This window comes from Kitasatospora sp. NPDC023118 (assembly GCF_055560875.1).
This window is the reverse complement of the sequence record NZ_JBVHHW010000002.1, coordinates 158031-173561: the sequence shown is the minus strand read 5'-3', so window position 1 is coordinate 173561 and position 15531 is coordinate 158031. Positions and strand designations below refer to the sequence as shown.

Here is a 15531-nt window from a genome sequence, read left to right as displayed (position 1 = left end):
GATGCCCGTGGTCCTCTTCTGGGAGGGCTCGCACCCAGTCTTACTACGTCGCAGGTCCCCTGCGCTTGTGCCCTTGGCGCACTCGGAAGAGTGCGACAGGGGGACCTGGCGCGGAGAAACCACGGCGAGAGAGGCCTGAGGCCATCATGACCATGACCGACCCCATCGCAGACATGCTCACGCGTCTGCGTAACGCGAACTCGGCGTACCACGACTCTGTCGCGATGCCGTCGAGCAAGATCAAGGCGCACGTCGCCGAGATCCTGCAGCAGGAGGGGTACATCTCCTCCTACAAGGTTGAGGAGCCCGCTGAGGGCGAGGTCGGCAAGAAGCTGACCATCGAGCTCAAGTTCGGTCCCAACCGTGAGCGCTCCATCGCCGGCATCAAGCGCATCAGCAAGCCGGGTCTGCGTGTTTACGCAAAGTCCACCAACCTGCCGAAGGTGCTCGGCGGCCTGGGCGTGGCGATCATCTCCACGTCGTCCGGCCTCCTGACCGACAAGCAGGCCGCCAAGAAGGGCGTAGGCGGAGAAGTTCTCGCCTACGTCTGGTAATTCGGGAAACGGAGGTACAGCAATGTCGCGTATTGGACGGCTGCCCATCCAGGTCCCCGCTGGCGTGGACGTCACCATCGATGGCCAGACGGTCTCGGTGAAGGGCCCCAAGGGTTCCCTCACCCACGTCGTCGCTGAGCCGATCGAGATCGGCAAGGGCGAGGACGGCACCGTGCTGGTCACCCGCCCGAACGACGAGCGTCGCTCGAAGGCCCTGCACGGCCTGACCCGCACGCTGGTGGCGAACATGATCACCGGTGTGACCGCGGGCTACCGCAAGTCGCTGGAGATCAGCGGTGTCGGCTACCGCGTGAACGCGAAGGGCTCCGACATGGAGTTCTCGCTGGGCTACAGCCACCCGATCCTGGTCACCGCGCCGGAGGGCATCTCCTTCGTCGTCGAGTCGCCCACCAAGTTCCACGTGGACGGCATCGACAAGCAGAAGGTCGGCGAGATCGCCGCGAACATCCGCAAGCTGCGCAAGCCCGACCCGTACAAGGCCAAGGGCGTCAAGTACGCGGGCGAGGTCATCCGCCGCAAGGTCGGAAAGAGTGGTAAGTAAGCGATGAGTGTCTCTGTCAAGATCGGCAAGGGCAACGCCTACAAGAGCGCCGCTCGCAAGCGCCGCGCGATCCGCGTTCGCAAGCGCGTCGTCGGCACCGAGGTGCGTCCGCGTCTCGTCGTGACGCGCTCGAACCGTCACATGGTCGCCCAGGTCATCGACGACGCCAAGGGCCACACCCTGGCGTCGGCGTCCACCCTCGACGTGTCCATCAAGGGCGCGGAGGGCGACAAGACCGAGCTGGCCAAGAAGGTCGGGAGCCTGGTCGCCGAGCGCGCCAAGGCCGCCGGCATCGAGTCGGTCGTCTTCGACCGCGCGGGCAACCGGTACGCCGGCCGCATCGCCGCCCTGGCGGACGCGGCTCGCGAGGCCGGGCTCGACTTCTAAGCCGCTCGTCGACTCTGTCGACGGACGTAAACGAGAGAGGTAATTCCAATGGCTGGACCCCAGCGCCGCGAAGGCGGCGCCGGTCGCGGCACGGGTGGCGAGCGGCGCGACCGTAAGCGTGACGGTCAGGGCAACGCCCAGGCTGTCGAGAAGACCGCTTACGTCGAGCGCGTCGTCGCGATCAACCGTGTCGCCAAGGTTGTCAAGGGTGGCCGTCGCTTCAGCTTCACCGCGCTCGTCGTGGTGGGCGATGGCGAGGGCACCGTGGGTGTCGGTTACGGCAAGGCGAAGGAGGTTCCGGCCGCCATCGCCAAGGGTGTTGAGGAGGCCAAGAAGAACTTCTTCCGCGTCCCCCGTATCCAGGGCACCATCCCGCACCCGGTTCAGGGTGAGAAGGCCGCCGGCGTCGTGCTGCTGAAGCCCGCCGCCCCCGGTACCGGTGTTATCGCCGGTGGTCCGGTGCGTGCGGTCCTGGAGTGCGCCGGCATCCACGACATCCTGTCGAAGTCGCTCGGCTCGGACAACGCGATCAACATCGTGCACGCCACCGTGGCTGCTCTGAAGGGCCTCGTGCGCCCCGAGGAGATCGCCGCCCGTCGTGGCCTGCCGCTGGAGGACGTGGCCCCCGCCGCTCTGCTGCGGGCGCGTGCTGCTGGGGTGAGCGCCTGATGGCTCGCCTGAAGATCACGCAGACCAAGTCGTACATCGGCAGCAAGCAGAACCACCGTGACACCCTGCGTTCGCTTGGTCTCAAGCGCATGCACGACGTCGTGGTGAAGGAGGACCGTCCCGAGATCCGCGGGATGGCCCACACGGTCCGTCACCTGGTGACGGTTGAGGAGGTGGACTGATCATGGGCGACAACCCGATCAAGATCCACAACCTGCGTCCCGCCCCGGGTGCCAAGACCGACAAGATCCGCGTGGGTCGTGGTGAGGGCTCCAAGGGTAAGACCGCCGGTCGTGGTACCAAGGGCACCAAGGCCCGCTACCAGGTTCCGCAGCGCTTCGAGGGTGGCCAGATGCCGCTCCACATGCGTCTGCCGAAGCTGAAGGGCTTCAAGAACCCGTTCAAGATCACGTTCCAGGTCGTCAACCTCGACAAGCTGGCCGAGCTCTACCCGCAGGGTGGCGAGGTCACGGTCGAGGACCTGGTCGCCAAGGGCGCGGTTCGCAAGAACTCCCTCGTCAAGGTGCTCGGCACCGGCGAGATCTCGGTCGCCCTGCAGGTGACGGTCGACGCCGTCTCCGGCTCGGCCGCCGAGAAGATCACCGCCGCCGGCGGTACGGTCACCGAGCTCGTCTGAGCCCGCTGACCACCGGCTTCGAGCCCCGCACTTCCTCCGGGAAGTGCGGGGCTCGCGCTTTTTCGGGCCATTCCGTATTGGCTGCTTCGGCCCGGTAGGGCCCTCGTTCTTTTGTGTGGCAAATCCGGGCATCCCGTACCCCGTGAGTGGGGGAGCGGCCGTACGCGCTTCTTTCGAGTGGCCGCGCACTGTTAGAGTCCGTGGAGTTCCCTTGTAGGCTGCGCGTAGGCTCGCCTGTGCCGTCTGTACGGGAGCCCGAACCGCAAACTCCCCATTCAGGACCGACCCTCCCGCCGACGACGCGCGGGAGGCGCAGGAGGCACCGTGCTCAGTGCGTTCGCGCGGGCGTTCCAGACGCCCGACCTGCGCAAGAAGCTGCTGTTCACGCTGGGCATCATGGTGCTGTTCCGGCTGGGCTCGCACATTCCCATCCCGGGCGTGAGTTTCACGGCCGTGCACGAGTGTGTGAAGGAGACCAAGAACAACGGCCTCTTCGGGCTCGTCAACCTGTTCAGCGGTGGCGCGCTCCTCCAGCTGACGATCTTCGCCCTCGGCATCATGCCGTACATCACGGCGAGCATCATCCTCCAGCTCCTCACCGTCGTGATCCCGCGACTGGAGATGCTGAAGAAGGAGGGGCAGGCAGGCCAGGCGAAGATCACCCAGTACACCCGCTACCTGACCATCGCGCTCGCCGTGCTCCAGGGCACCGGCATCGTGGCGACGGCCTCCAGCGGCGCGCTGTTCTCGGGCTGCCCGCTGGCCAACCAGATCGTGCCGGACACCTCGGTGTTCCGGATCGCCGTCATGGTCATCACGATGACCGCCGGCACCACCGTCATCATGTGGCTGGGCGAGCTGATCACCGACCGCGGTATCGGCAACGGCATGTCGCTGCTGATCTTCACCTCGATCGCCGCGCAGTTCCCGACCTCGATGTGGGCCATCAAGCAGTCCGGCACCATCGGCGGCGGCTGGGTCGAGTTCCTCTCCGTCATCGCGGTCGGCGTCATCGTTGTGATGCTGGTCATCTTCGTCGAGCAGGCCCAGCGTCGGATCCCGGTCCAGTACGCGAAGCGGATGATCGGCCGCCGGGCGTTCGGCGGCACGTCGACCTACATCCCGCTCAAGGTGAACCAGGCCGGTGTCATCCCGGTCATCTTCGCCTCATCGCTGCTGTACATCCCGGCTCTGGTGGTTCAGCTGACCAACAGCCAGGCCGGCTGGGCGGTGTGGATCAAGCAGAACTTCGTCAAGGGTGACCACCCGATCTACATGGCCACCTACTTCCTGCTGATCGTCTTCTTCGCCTTCTTCTACGTCGCGATCTCCTTCAACCCTGAAGAAGTTGCCGACAATATGAAGAAGTATGGTGGCTTCATCCCGGGCATCCGGGCCGGCCGGCCGACGGCCGAGTACCTGAACTACGTGCTGACCCGAATCACGTGGCCGGGTTCGCTCTACCTGGGCCTGATCGCGTTGATCCCGATGATCGCCCTGGTCGCCTTCGGACAGCAGACCAACTTCCCGTTCGGCGGCACCAGCGTTCTCATCGTCGTCGGCGTCGGACTCGAAACTGTGAAGCAGATCGAGAGCCAGCTCCAGCAGCGCAATTACGAAGGGTTCCTCCGCTGATGCGTATCGTCCTCGTTGGTCCTCCCGGGGCCGGGAAGGGTACTCAGGCGCACCTGCTCGCCAAGACCCTGTCCATCCCCCATATCTCCACCGGCGACCTGTTCCGCGCCAACATCGGCCAGGGCACCCCACTGGGGCTCGAGGCCAAGAGCTACATGGACGCGGGTCGCCTGGTGCCGGATGAGGTCACCATCGGGATGGCCAAGGACCGCATGCTCCAGGCCGACGCGGCCAACGGCTTCCTGCTCGACGGCTTCCCCCGCAACCTGGGCCAGGCCAAGGCGCTGGACGAGTTCCTCGCCGAGCAGGGCATCAAGCTGGACGGCGTGCTGGACCTGGAGGTCCCCGAGGACGAGGTCGTCCGCCGGATCGCCGGCCGCCGCCTGTGCCGCAACGACGGCGGCCACGTCTTCCACGTGGACTACAACCCGCCGAAGGTCGAGGGCGTCTGCGACGAGTGCGGCGGCGAGCTGTACCAGCGCTCGGACGACACCGAGGAGAAGGTGCGCACGCGCCTGGAGGTCTACCACACGGAGACCGAGCCGATCATCGACTACTACGTCCAGCAGGGCCTGGTGGCGACGATCTCGGCCCTCGGCAAGGTGGACGAGGTCACCCAGCGCGCGATCGAGGCGCTGAAGCAGAACGGCTGAGTTCCCTCAGCGAAGTACGCGTGTACGGCCGGGTCGCCCGTGGAGCGGGCGGCCCGGCCGTTTCGGCGTCGTACGGTGGTAGGCAGTGGTAATCCGGACTTGGAAGGCGTGACCTGATGGTGGAGATCAAGACCCCCGAGCAGATCGCGAAGATGCGAGCGGCCGGGCTGGTCGTCGCCGAGGCGCTCAAGGCCTGCCGCGAGGCGGTCGCTCCCGGGGTGACCACCCAGGAGCTCAACGACATCGCCGACAAGGTCATCACCGGCCACGGCGCCACCTCGAACTTCCGCGCCCACCACGGCGGCCTGTGGTTCCCCGGTGTGATCTGCGCCTCGGTGAACAACGAGGTCGTGCACGGCATCCCCGGTGACCGGGTGCTGCAGGAGGGCGACGTCATCTCGATCGACTGCGGCGCCATCCTGGACGGCTGGCACGGCGACTCGGCGATCACCGTCGCGGTCGGCGAGGTCCGCCCCGAGGTCGAGATGCTGAGCCGGGTGACCGAGGGCTCGATGTGGGCCGGCATCGCCCAGATGAAGAAGAACAACCGCCTGGTCGACGTCTCCAAGGCGATCGAGGGCTACATCCGCCGCCAGCCGCTGCCGCCCAAGGGCAAGTGGGGCATCACCGAGGGCTACGGCGGCCACGGCATCGGCACCGCGATGCACATGGAGCCGCACGTGCTGAACTACGTCGAGCGCGGCCGCGGCAAGGGCCCGAAGCTGGTCCCCGGCACCGTGCTGGCGATCGAGCCGATGGTCTCGCTGGGCACCCCGCACACCACCGTGCTGGACGACGAGTGGACGGTCGTCACCAACGACGGCACCTGGGCCTCGCACTGGGAGCACTCGGTGGCCGTGACGGAGCAGGGTCCGCTGGTGCTGACCGCCTTCGACGGCGGCAAGGCCGAACTCGCCAAGCTGGGCATCACCGCAGCTCCGGACCCGCTGGCGTAGTCGCGACGGCGCCCGACTGGCGTTGCTGACAAGGGATCAGAGCCCTGGAGGTTTGGACCTCCAGGGCTTTCGTCCTATTTTTAACGGCTGGCAGTGGCAATCTGCGGCTTGACTGGCCTTCGATCGATGCAGGAGAGAGCACGTGCTCAAGGGATTCCGCGACTTCATGATGCGCGGCAACGTCGTCGACATGGCGGTCGGTGTGGTCATCGGCGCCGCGTTCACCGCCGTGGTGACCGGCTTCGTGTCGGCCTTCCTCACCCCGCTGGTCGGTGTGGTGGTCGGCGCGGCCGGCGACTTCAGCTCGTACAAGGCGACGGTCGCCGGGGTCACCTTCCCGTACGGCCAGTTCCTGAACGTGCTGATCGCGTTCTTCATGACCGCCGCGGTGCTGTACTTCTGCATCGTGCTGCCGGTCACCAAGGCCACCGCGCGCTACCTTCCGAAGAAGCCGAAGACCCCGAAGCGCCCCTGCCCCGAGTGCCTGACCGAGATCCCCGAGGCCGCCCGCCGCTGCTCGGCCTGCACCGCCCACGTGGAGCCGCTGACCGTCTCCACCGGGTTCTGAGGCGCGGGTGTGACGAGTACCGCCTTCCGGGCCCCGGTTTTGGCCCATCGGGCGCGCTGGCGTAGGATGGACCGTCGGCTCACTCGTAGCGTGCTTCAGCACGCCCTCTTCCCCTCGGGGCTGGGGTGAACCCAGGTTCGCACGAGCGTTCCGCATACGGTAGCCGGTCCCGGAAGGTGGATCTCGCAGTTCATGGCTAAGAAGCAAGGCGCCATTGAGATCGAGGGCACCGTGATCGAGTCTCTTCCGAACGCGATGTTCAAGGTCGAGCTGCAGAACGGTCACAAGGTCCTCGCGCACATCAGTGGCAAGATGCGCATGCACTACATCCGCATCCTGCCGGACGACCGGGTCGTCGTGGAGCTCAGCCCCTACGACCTCACGCGCGGCCGGATCGTCTACCGCTACAAGTAAGAACGTCAGATCTAGACCCGGAGAACCTGAACATGAAGGTCAAGCCGAGCGTCAAGAAGATCTGCGACAAGTGCAAGGTGATCCGCCGTCACGGCCGGGTCATGGTGATCTGCGACAACCTGCGCCACAAGCAGCGCCAGGGCTGATCTCTCCCCAGCATTTCTCGTAGTACTTCGCGCGACGCGAAAACGTCATAAGCGGGCTACCCGATCCGTCCTGGAACAGGCGGACTGCCGCCCCCGGTCAGAGGCCGGGGCTCCCTCACCGTGAGGTGTCGGAGTAGGTAGCACGCAAGACCTCTGAAGAACCACAGGAGCCTTGAATGGCACGCCTCGCCGGCGTTGATCTCCCCCGTGAGAAGCGGATCGAGATCGCCCTCACCTACGTGTACGGCATCGGCCGTACCCGCGCCCAGCAGACCCTCGCCGAGACCGGCGTCAACCCGGATGTCCGCGTTCGCGACATCACCGAGGACGACCTGGTCAAGCTGAGCCAGTACATCGACGCCAACTTCACGGTCGAGGGTGACCTCCGCCGCGAGGTGGCCGCCGACATCCGCCGCAAGGTCGAGATCGGCTGCTACGAGGGTCTGCGTCACCGCCGTGGCCTGCCGGTCCGCGGCCAGCGCACCCACACCAACGCGCGTACCCGCAAGGGCCCGCGTCGCGCGATCGCCGGTAAGAAGAAGCCGGGCAAGAAGTAGTCCGTCCCGTAACCGGACATCCCTCCGGCCCGCGGGTCAGCGGACCGACCACCTCAGTAGGAGAACAGACTTATGCCCCCCAAGGGTCGTCAGGCTGCCGGCGCGAAGAAGATCCGCCGCAAGGAAAAGAAGAACGTCGCTCACGGCCACGCGCACATCAAGAGCACGTTCAACAACACCATCGTTTCGATCACCGACCCCGCGGGCAACGTGATCTCCTGGGCCTCCGCCGGCCACGTCGGCTTCAAGGGCTCGCGCAAGTCCACCCCGTTCGCCGCGCAGATGGCCGCCGAGGCCGCTGCCCGTCGCGCGCAGGAGCACGGCATGCGCAAGGTTGACGTCTTCGTGAAGGGTCCGGGCTCCGGCCGCGAGACCGCGATCCGTTCGCTCCAGGCCACCGGCCTGGAGGTCGGCTCGATCCAGGACGTCACCCCCACCCCGCACAACGGCTGCCGTCCGCCGAAGCGCCGCCGCGTCTGACGCAGCGCCTTCGGGCTCGCAGTCTCTGCTTCAAACCTGGTACGGGGTCCCACCGCAGTCAATTCAGACACTGCTCGCGGGACCCCGTACGCTTGGCATGAGGCCACCGCCTCATGGCCATTCGTTCGGCGTCAAATAGTGGGCGCCGAAGACTGGAGGATCGAAACCCCATGCTTATCGCTCAGCGTCCCTCGCTGACCGAAGAGGTCGTCGACGAGTTCCGCTCGCGGTTCGTGATCGAGCCGCTGGAGCCGGGCTTCGGCTACACCCTCGGCAACTCCCTGCGCCGCACGCTCCTGTCGTCGATCCCGGGTGCCGCTGTCACCAGCATCCGCATCGACGGCGTCCTGCACGAGTTCACCACCGTGCCGGGCGTCAAGGAGGACGTGACCGACCTCATCCTCAACATCAAGCAGCTGGTCGTCTCCTCGGAGCACGACGAGCCGGTCGTGATGTACCTGCGCAAGCAGGGCCCGGGTGTCGTCACCGCCGCCGACATCGCCCCGCCGGCGGGTGTCGAGGTGCACAACCCCGAGCTGGTCCTCGCCACCCTGAACGGCAAGGGCAAGCTGGAGATGGAGCTGACCGTCGAGCGCGGTCGCGGCTACGTCTCCGCCGTCCAGAACAAGGCCTCCGGCCAGGAGATCGGCCGCATCCCGGTCGACTCGATCTACAGCCCGGTGCTGAAGGTCACCTACAAGGTCGAGGCCACCCGTGTCGAGCAGCGGACCGACTTCGACAAGCTGATCGTCGACGTCGAGACCAAGCCCGCCATGCGTCCGCGCGACGCCATGGCCTCGGCCGGCAAGACCCTGGTGGAGCTGTTCGGCCTCGCCCGCGAGCTGAACATCGACGCCGAGGGCATCGACATGGGCCCGTCCCCGACGGACGCCGCCCTGGCCGCCGACCTGGCGCTGCCGATCGAGGAGCTGGAGCTCACCGTCCGCTCCTACAACTGCCTCAAGCGCGAGGGCATCCACACCGTGGGTGAGCTCGTCGCCCGCTCCGAGGCCGACCTGCTCGACATCCGCAACTTCGGTGCGAAGTCGATCGACGAGGTCAAGGCGAAGCTCGCCGGCATGGGCCTGGCCCTCAAGGACAGCCCGCCCGGGTTCGACCCGACCGCTGCCGCCGACGCCTTCGGCGCCGACGACCTCGACGACTCGCACTTCGCCGAGACCGAGCAGTACTAAGAGATTTGGCCGCGGGGGCGGTTCCACGGAGCCGCCCCCGTCGTCATGAAAGCCGTACGGGCACAGTGCCCGTACGCCCGCTGCGGTACCTGGTACGGCCGCAGTCGGAGATTCAAGGAGTAATTCCATGCCGCGTCCCACCAAGGGTGCCCGCCTCGGCGGCGGCCCGCACCACGAGCCGCTGCTGCTCGCCGGTCTGTGCCGGGAGCTGTTCCAGTACGGCCGCATCACCACGACCGAGGCCAAGGCCCGTCGGATGCGCCCGCTGGCGGAGAAGCTGATCACCAAGGCGAAGAAGGGCGACATCCACAACCGTCGCCTGGTGCGCAAGACGATCACCGACATCGCCGTGCTGCACACCCTCTTCACCGAGATCGCGCCGCGCTACGAGAACCGCCCGGGTGGCTACACCCGCATCACCAAGATCGGTCCCCGTCGTGGCGACAACGCCCCGATGGCCGTGATCGAGCTGGTCGAGGCGCTGACCGTCGCGCAGACCGCCGTCGGCGAGGCCGAGGCCGCCACCAAGCGCGCCGTCAAGGAGGCCGAGGAGGCCAAGGTCGAGGCCCCCAAGGCTGACGACGCCGCCGAGGCCGAGCAGGCCTGACGCCTCTAGGTGTTGCCGCGGGCCCGCTTTCCCAGCGATGGGGGAGCGGGCCCGTTCCTTGTCCGCGAGGTCCCCGGGAGAAGAGAAGCAGTGGTCAGTGATTGCGCCGAGCAGCCGCCGGTGAAGGACGGTCCGGCCGACGGGTATGTCCGGGTCCGGCTCGACCTCGCCTACCACGGCGCCGAGTTCTCCGGCTGGGCCCGCCAGAAGGGCGGCCGCCGGACGGTCCAGGAGGAGATCGAGAGCGCGCTGCAGGTCGTCACCCGCAGCCAGGAGCTCTTCCCGCTCACCGTGGCCGGCCGCACCGACGCCGGGGTGCACGCCCGCGGCCAGGTCGCTCACGTCGACCTGCCGGCCGAGCTGTGGGAGGCGCACCGGGAGAAGCTGCTGCGCCGACTGGCCGGGCGGCTGCCCGGGGACGTCCGGATCTACCGGGTCGGCGAGGCGCCGGCCGGGTTCGACGCGCGCTTCTCGGCGATCTGGCGCCGGTACGCGTACCGGGTCGCCGACCACCCCGGCGGGGTCGACCCGCTGCTGCGCGGGCACGTGCTCTGGCACGACCGGCCGCTGGACCTGGACAGGATGAACGCGGCCGCGAAGCTGCTGCTCGGCGAGCACGACTTCGCCGCGTACTGCAAGAAGCGCGAGGGCGCCACCACCATCCGCACCCTGCTGGAGCTGCACTGGGACCGCGTCCCGGTGGACACCTACGCGGCCCAGGAGGGCTCGCTGGCCGTCGCCACCGTCCGGGCCGACGCCTTCTGCCACAACATGGTCCGGGCGCTGGTCGGCGCGATGCTGCTGGTCGGCGACGGGCACCGGCCGGTGGAGTTCCCCGGCGAGGTGCTGGCCGGCGGGGTCCGCAACTCGGCGGTCAACGTGATCCGGCCGTACGGGCTCACCCTTGAGGAGGTCGGCTACCCGCCGAACGACCAGCTCGCCGAGCGGAACCGCCAGGCCCGGAGGCTGCGGACCCTGCCCGGACAGCCGGCCGCCGGGTAATCCGTTTTGGCCGAAGGCGTCCGCTTGCGACAATCGCTCCCATGGGACACGTCGAGATTTCGCACCTGGAGTACTACCTGCCGGACGGGCGGGTGCTGTTCGACGACGCGTCCTTCCGGGTCGGGGAGGGCGCCGCGGTCGCCCTGGTCGGCGCCAACGGGGCGGGCAAGACCACCCTGCTGCGCATGATCGCGGGCGACATCCAGCCGCACGGCGGCACCGTGACGATCAGCGGCGGGCTCGGCGTGATGCGCCAGTTCGTGGGCACCACCGGCCGCGAGGACCAGGCGTCCACCCCCGGCGCGCTGCCGGCCGACGCCTCGGTCCGGGACCTGCTGGTGTCCGTCGCCCCCGAGCGGATAGCGGTGGCCGCCCGCGCGGTGGACGCCGCCGAGCTCGCGATGATCGCGCAGGACGACGAGAAGACCCAGATGGCCTACGCCCAGGCGCTCTCCGACTGGGCCGACGCCGGCGGCTACGACTACGAGACCGACTGGGACGTCTGCACCATGGCGGCCCTCGGCGTGCCCTTCGACAAGGCCCAGTGGCGCGGCCTGAACACCCTCTCCGGCGGCGAGCAGAAGCGGCTCGTCCTTGAGGCGCTGCTGCGCGGCCCGGAGGAGGTGCTCCTCCTCGACGAGCCGGACAACTACCTGGACGTCCCGGGCAAGCGCTGGCTGGAGGAGGCCATCAAGGCCACCTCGAAGACCGTCCTGTACATCTCGCACGACCGCGAGCTGCTCTCCAGGACCGCCGACAAGATCATCGCCGTCGAGTCCGGCGCGGCCGGCAGCAGCGTCTGGGTGCACGGCGGCGGCTTCGACACCTTCCACGAGGCCCGCAAGGCCCGCTTCGAGCGCTTCGAGGAGCTGCGCCGCCGCTGGGACGAGGAGCACGCCAAGCTCAAGAAGCTGGTGGTCACCCTGCGCCAGGCCGCCGCCGTCAGCCACGAGATGGCCTCCCGCTACGCCGCCGCCCAGACCAGGCTGAAGAAGTTCGAGGACGCCGGCCCGCCGGAGGCGCCGCCGCGCGAGCAGACCATCACCATGCGGCTCAAGGGCGGGCGCACCGGCGTGCGCGCCTTCACCATGGAGCGGCTGGAGCTCACCGGTCTGATGCAGCCCTTCGACCTGGAGGTCTTCTACGGCGAGCGGGTCGCGGTGCTGGGCGCCAACGGCGCCGGCAAGTCGCACCTCCTGCGGCTGCTCGCGGGGGACGGGACGGTCGAGCACACCGGCGACTGGAAGGTCGGCGCCCGGGTCGTCCCCGGCCACTTCCGGCAGACCCACGCCCACCCGGAGCTGTTCGGCCGCACGGTCCGCTCGATCATCGAGGAGGAGCACGCGCTCAGCCGCGGCGCCGCGATGGGTGCGCTGCGCCGGTACGAGCTGGACCGCCAGGAGGAGCAGAAGTTCGAGTCGCTGTCCGGTGGGCAGCAGGCCCGGCTGATGATCCTCAAGCTCGAACTCTCCGGCGTGACGGCCCTGTTGCTCGACGAGCCGACCGACAACCTGGACCTGGAGAGCGCCGAGGCGCTGCAGGCCGGGCTGGAGGCCTTCGACGGCACGGTGCTGTGCGTCACCCACGACCGCTGGTTCGCCAAGACCTTCGACCGCTTCCTGGTGTTCGGTGCGGACGGGCGGGTGTACGAGTCGCCCGAGCCGGTCTGGGACGTCACCCGGGTGGAGCGCGAACGCTGAGTGACGGCCCGGTGGGCGGGAGGGGATTTTTGACCCCTCCCCGCCCGCCCGGTAACCTGGACGCTTGATGTGCGTATTGGCTCGCTCTATCTCACGTGAGAGGTCGGTACGCCGGAGACATCAGGTCGACGACCAGCGGTCCCCCTTGAATTGCGTCCAAGGTTGGCCAGGCTGCTCTTCCGTCCGGGTGCTCCTGTCAGGACTCACTCACTGAAAAGCGAAGGCTACGACCGTGCGTACGTACAGCCCCAAGCCCGGCGACGTCCAGCGTCAGTGGCACGTCATCGACGCGACCGACGTCGTGCTCGGCCGCCTGGCTTCCCAGGCCGCCAACCTCCTCCGGGGCAAGCACAAGGCGATCTACGCGCCGCACGTTGACACTGGTGACTTCGTCATCATCATCAACGCCGACAAGGTGCACCTGTCCGGTAACAAGAAGACCCAGAAGCTGGCCTACCGCCACTCGGGCTTCCCGGGCGGTCTGCGCTCGGTGCGCTACGACGACCTCCTGGACAAGAACCCGGAGAAGGCCGTCGAGAAGGCCATCAAGGGCATGATCCCCAAGAACAGCCTGGGCCGTCAGATGCTCTCGAAGCTGAAGGTCTACTCGGGCGACCAGCACCCCCACGCTGCCCAGCAGCCGGTGCCGTTCGAGATCACCCAGGTCGCGCAGTAATTCCGGCCACCAAGCCCCCCATCACTGAAAAGAGCTGAGGAACACCGTGGCCGAGACCACTGAAACCCTTGAGGTCGACTTCGACGAGACCGTCGTCGAGGGCGAGTACACCTCCGAGGAGACCTACACCTCCGAGTCCCTGGCCGGCCGCTTCGGCGAGGCCGTCCCCGGCGCCGGCCTCGGCCGTCGCAAGGAGGCGATCGCCCGCGTGCGCATCGTCCCCGGCACGGGCGTGTGGAAGATCAACGGTCGCACCCTTGAGGACTACTTCCCCAACAAGGTGCACCAGCAGACCGTGAACGAGCCCTTCAAGCTCCTGGAGCTGGACGGCCGTTACGACGTCGTCGCCCGCATCAGCGGTGGCGGCGTCTCCGGCCAGGCCTACGCGCTGCGCCTCGGCGTGGCCCGTGCCCTGAACGAGGCCGACGTGGACAACAACCGCGGCGCCCTCAAGAAGGCCGGCTTCCTGACCCGTGACGCCCGCGCCGTCGAGCGCAAGAAGGCCGGTCTGAAGAAGGCCCGCAAGGCGCCGCAGTACAGCAAGCGCTAATCGCGTCCCCGGGGGTGCGTTCCGCCCTGGCGGCGTACCCCCTGGTTGCGCAAACCGTCGCCCCGGAGTACCTCGTGTACTCCGGGGCGACGTGTTCCCCGGCCAACGTGCGGCGGCCGGGATCATCGGTGGGTTCCGAGCATGGTGATGGAGGACGGGACAGTGGGACGACTCTTCGGTACGGACGGCGTACGCGGGGTGGCGAACGAGGGCCTGACGGCGGAGCTGGCGCTCGGCCTGTCGGTCGCGGCCGCCCATGTGCTCGGCGAGGCCGGCGCCTTCGACGGGCACCGGCCGGTCGCGGTGGTCGGCCGTGACCCGCGTGCCTCGGGCGAGTTCCTGGAGGCCGCGGTCATCGCCGGTCTGGCCAGCTCCGGCGTCGACGTCCTGCGGGTCGGTGTCCTGCCCACCCCGGCCGTGGCCTACCTCACCGGCGCGCTCGGCGCCGACTTCGGCGTGATGCTGTCCGCCAGCCACAACGCCATGCCGGACAACGGCATCAAGTTCCTCGCCCGCGGCGGCCACAAGCTGGACGACCGGATCGAGGACGCGATCGAGGCGCACTACCGCAAGCACACCGTCGGCGGCGAGGACTGGAACCGTCCCACCGGCGCGGCCGTCGGCCGGGTGCGCGAGTACACCGAGGGCTTCGACAAGTACGTCGCCCACCTGATCGGCGTGCTGCCCAACCGCCTGGACGGCATCAAGGTCGTCATCGACGGCGCCCACGGCGCCGCCGCGTACGTCGCCCCCGAGGCCTTCGCCCGGGCCGGCGCCGAGGTCGTCCACACCCTGGGGGCCGAGCCCACCGGCCTCAACATCAACGACGGCGTCGGCTCCACCCACCTGGACCGGCTGCGCGTCGCGATGAAGGAGCACCGCGCCGACCTCGGCATCGCCCTGGACGGCGACGCCGACCGCTGCCTGGCCGCCGACGCCGAGGGAGACGAGGTGGACGGCGACCAGATCATCGCCATCCTCGCCGTCGCCATGAAGGAGGCCGGCACCCTGCGCCGCAACACCGCGGTGGCCACCGTGATGTCCAACCTCGGCTTCAAGCTGGCGATGGAGCGCGAGGGCATCGACCTGGTGGAGACCGCCGTCGGCGACCGCTACGTGCTGGAGGCGATGAAGGAGCAGGGCTTCGCGCTGGGCGGCGAGCAGTCCGGCCACGTCATCCTGCTGGACCACGCCACCACCGGCGACGGCACCCTGACCGGCCTGATGCTGGGCGCCCGACTGGCCGCCACCAAGCAGCCGCTGGCCGACCTGGCCGCCGTGATGACCCGGCTGCCGCAGGTGCTGATCAACGTCAAGGGTGTCGACAAGAGCCGGGTGAAGACCAGCGCCGAGCTGGCCGAGGCGGTCGCCGCGGCCGAGGCCGAGCTGGGCTCCACCGGCCGGGTGCTGCTGCGCCCGTCCGGCACCGAGCCGCTGGTCCGGGTCATGGTCGAGGCCGCCGACCCGGCGCAGGCCGAGGCGGTCGGGCAGCGGCTGGCCGAGGCGGTGCGCACCCACCTGGGCTGACGGCCCCCTCGTACGGCGCAGGCCCCCACTGGAGACAGTGGGGGCCTGCGGGCGTTTC

The 15531-nt window shown here is 68.4% G+C and carries 21 protein-coding genes; all 21 read left to right on the top strand.

All coding sequences use genetic code 11. The features are described from left to right. The first annotated feature begins 146 nt into the window (after positions 1-146). The 21 genes from rpsH to glmM all read left to right on the top strand — a co-directional run bounded on the left by rpsH (position 147) and on the right by glmM (position 15473). Positions 147-554 (top strand): 30S ribosomal protein S8, encoded by a 408-nt coding sequence (gene rpsH, locus ACZ3UD_RS03200; protein WP_207810340.1) that lies wholly within the window; start codon positions 147-149, stop codon positions 552-554. Positions 555-576: 22 nt separating this feature from the next. Beyond that, positions 577-1116 carry a 50S ribosomal protein L6 gene (gene rplF / locus ACZ3UD_RS03195; RefSeq protein WP_380418013.1) on the top strand — a complete coding sequence of 180 codons (540 nt, stop codon included), beginning with the start codon at positions 577-579 and terminating at the stop codon, positions 1114-1116. Between the two features lie 3 nt (positions 1117-1119). Continuing rightward, entirely contained in the window at positions 1120-1503 is a 384-nt protein-coding gene (gene rplR / locus ACZ3UD_RS03190) for a 50S ribosomal protein L18 (protein WP_030280785.1), read from the top strand. A 48-nt stretch (positions 1504-1551) separates the two neighbouring features. Continuing rightward, entirely contained in the window at positions 1552-2172 is a 621-nt protein-coding gene (gene rpsE, locus ACZ3UD_RS03185; RefSeq protein WP_207810342.1) for a 30S ribosomal protein S5, read from the top strand. Next, positions 2172-2354, top strand: coding sequence for a 50S ribosomal protein L30 (gene rpmD, locus ACZ3UD_RS03180; RefSeq protein ID WP_030055835.1), 183 nt, complete (start codon positions 2172-2174; stop codon positions 2352-2354). The genes rpsE and rpmD overlap by 1 nt, the downstream gene beginning before the upstream one ends. A gap of 2 nt (positions 2355-2356) precedes the next feature. Then, complete coding sequence (rplO, locus tag ACZ3UD_RS03175) at positions 2357-2809, top strand: 50S ribosomal protein L15 (RefSeq protein ID WP_255752515.1); 453 nt, start codon at positions 2357-2359, stop codon at positions 2807-2809. Between the two features lie 324 nt (positions 2810-3133). After that, positions 3134-4444, top strand: a complete 1311-nt coding sequence (gene secY / locus ACZ3UD_RS03170; RefSeq protein ID WP_465581651.1) for a preprotein translocase subunit SecY — start codon at positions 3134-3136, stop codon at positions 4442-4444. After that, entirely contained in the window at positions 4444-5097 is a 654-nt protein-coding gene (locus ACZ3UD_RS03165) for an adenylate kinase (RefSeq protein ID WP_387616915.1), read from the top strand. The genes secY and ACZ3UD_RS03165 overlap by 1 nt, the downstream gene beginning before the upstream one ends. 116 nt (positions 5098-5213) lie before the next feature. Further along, positions 5214-6053: a type I methionyl aminopeptidase gene (map, locus tag ACZ3UD_RS03160; protein WP_465581648.1), complete on the top strand. Its 840-nt coding sequence runs from the start codon at positions 5214-5216 to the stop codon at positions 6051-6053. Positions 6054-6195: 142 nt separating this feature from the next. Continuing rightward, positions 6196-6621: a large conductance mechanosensitive channel protein MscL gene (gene mscL, locus ACZ3UD_RS03155; RefSeq protein WP_465581646.1), complete on the top strand. Its 426-nt coding sequence runs from the start codon at positions 6196-6198 to the stop codon at positions 6619-6621. Between the two features lie 192 nt (positions 6622-6813). Further along, complete coding sequence (gene infA, locus ACZ3UD_RS03150) at positions 6814-7035, top strand: translation initiation factor IF-1 (RefSeq protein WP_003956442.1); 222 nt, start codon at positions 6814-6816, stop codon at positions 7033-7035. Positions 7036-7067: 32 nt separating this feature from the next. Continuing rightward, entirely contained in the window at positions 7068-7181 is a 114-nt protein-coding gene (gene rpmJ / locus ACZ3UD_RS03145; RefSeq protein ID WP_003956441.1) for a 50S ribosomal protein L36, read from the top strand. Positions 7182-7357: 176 nt separating this feature from the next. Further along, positions 7358-7738, top strand: a complete 381-nt coding sequence (gene rpsM, locus ACZ3UD_RS03140; RefSeq protein WP_380608253.1) for a 30S ribosomal protein S13 — start codon at positions 7358-7360, stop codon at positions 7736-7738. Positions 7739-7810: 72 nt separating this feature from the next. Next, positions 7811-8218 carry a 30S ribosomal protein S11 gene (gene rpsK, locus ACZ3UD_RS03135; RefSeq protein ID WP_030232513.1) on the top strand — a complete coding sequence of 136 codons (408 nt, stop codon included), beginning with the start codon at positions 7811-7813 and terminating at the stop codon, positions 8216-8218. Between the two features lie 170 nt (positions 8219-8388). Beyond that, positions 8389-9411 (top strand): DNA-directed RNA polymerase subunit alpha, encoded by a 1023-nt coding sequence (locus ACZ3UD_RS03130; RefSeq protein WP_049649049.1) that lies wholly within the window; start codon positions 8389-8391, stop codon positions 9409-9411. A gap of 127 nt (positions 9412-9538) precedes the next feature. Further along, positions 9539-10018 carry a 50S ribosomal protein L17 gene (gene rplQ / locus ACZ3UD_RS03125; protein WP_465581643.1) on the top strand — a complete coding sequence of 160 codons (480 nt, stop codon included), beginning with the start codon at positions 9539-9541 and terminating at the stop codon, positions 10016-10018. A gap of 90 nt (positions 10019-10108) precedes the next feature. Then, positions 10109-11020 carry a tRNA pseudouridine(38-40) synthase TruA gene (gene truA / locus ACZ3UD_RS03120; RefSeq protein ID WP_465581641.1) on the top strand — a complete coding sequence of 304 codons (912 nt, stop codon included), beginning with the start codon at positions 10109-10111 and terminating at the stop codon, positions 11018-11020. 41 nt (positions 11021-11061) lie between these two features. Next, positions 11062-12720 carry an ABC-F family ATP-binding cassette domain-containing protein gene (locus ACZ3UD_RS03115; RefSeq protein ID WP_465581639.1) on the top strand — a complete coding sequence of 553 codons (1659 nt, stop codon included), beginning with the start codon at positions 11062-11064 and terminating at the stop codon, positions 12718-12720. A gap of 232 nt (positions 12721-12952) precedes the next feature. Beyond that, positions 12953-13396, top strand: coding sequence for a 50S ribosomal protein L13 (gene rplM, locus ACZ3UD_RS03110; protein WP_035848207.1), 444 nt, complete (start codon positions 12953-12955; stop codon positions 13394-13396). Positions 13397-13442: 46 nt separating this feature from the next. Next, a complete protein-coding gene (rpsI, locus tag ACZ3UD_RS03105; RefSeq protein WP_465581636.1) occupies positions 13443-13946 on the top strand; it encodes a 30S ribosomal protein S9 in 504 nt (167 codons plus the stop codon). A 162-nt stretch (positions 13947-14108) separates the two neighbouring features. Beyond that, positions 14109-15473 (top strand): phosphoglucosamine mutase, encoded by a 1365-nt coding sequence (gene glmM, locus ACZ3UD_RS03100; RefSeq protein ID WP_465581634.1) that lies wholly within the window; start codon positions 14109-14111, stop codon positions 15471-15473. The last annotated feature ends 58 nt before the right edge of the window (positions 15474-15531 follow it).